The organism is Aeromonas sp. QDB62 (assembly GCF_027705695.1).
Lineage (GTDB): Bacteria > Pseudomonadota > Gammaproteobacteria > Enterobacterales > Aeromonadaceae > Aeromonas > Aeromonas allosaccharophila.
The window spans coordinates 1-907 of sequence record NZ_JAPDCD010000128.1; the positions used below are offsets into that span (position 1 = coordinate 1).

General features: G+C 49.7%; 1 protein-coding gene. It reads left to right on the forward strand.

The window, feature by feature from the left end:
* Positions 1 to 663, forward strand: a 663-nt coding sequence (locus tag OKC27_RS22735; RefSeq protein ID WP_270806754.1) for an IS110 family transposase, incomplete at its 5' end; no start/stop codon positions are given.
* Between the last annotated feature and the right edge of the window lie 244 nt (positions 664 to 907).

Below are 907 nucleotides of genomic sequence, written 5' to 3' on the forward strand. Positions count from 1 at the left end.
AGTGCTCGCCAGCTCATAGTTGAGCAGCGAACCGCTCTGGCTAACCAACTACGGGCATTACTTGCCGAGTACGGAGTCATTATTCCAGCCGGGTTACAACGCCTGCAACGACAACTGCCAGAAGTGCTTGAAGACGGAGACAATACGATAACCTTCACGCTTCGCCGACTACTGAGCCTGTTACGAGAAGATATGCAGATGCTCACTGAACGGATTGATGTCTTGGATAAGGAACTAGCTGAACTGTCCAGCCAGCAGGTTGCCTATCACCACTTATTGACCATTCCTGGTGTCGGGCCACTGATTGCCGCTGCGGTGGTCAGTGAGGTTGATGCCACCCAGTTTTCCAGCGGCCGTGAGCTTTCTGCTTGGTGTGGCTTAGTCCCTCGACAGCACAGTTCAGGTGGAAAACAACGGCTTTCATCCATGACCAAGAACGGTAATCGTAACTTGAGGACCTTGATCATCCATGGCGCTCGAGCGGTGATGCGTTGTGTGCAAAAACGGGATGACAGTTTAGGGAGATGGGTGAAGGCAATTGAATTGCGGCGTGGCTTCTTGAAAGCCACTGTCGCCCTGGCAAATAAGTTAACTCGGATCATCTGGCGTGTACTAACTGACTCGGTTGATTTCAGTATGAACAGAGCTTTTGCAGGAAGTTAATTTGATATTTGCTTAGAAAATCTACGTTACTGAGTTTGCAGGCACTGATGAAGAAACGGGTACCGTCCTTGTAACAGCCTGAATTAGACCTGGGTATGCATATACCGGTGTAGTGATAAGGAAGCAAGGCTCGGATGACATCATGGCGAGGGAGTTAATCCCATCATAACGCCGGATATATGGTCGCAAACCGTATCAGTTCAGTTCTTGCACAACCCGGGGGCGTCCATATATGGTCTAATCA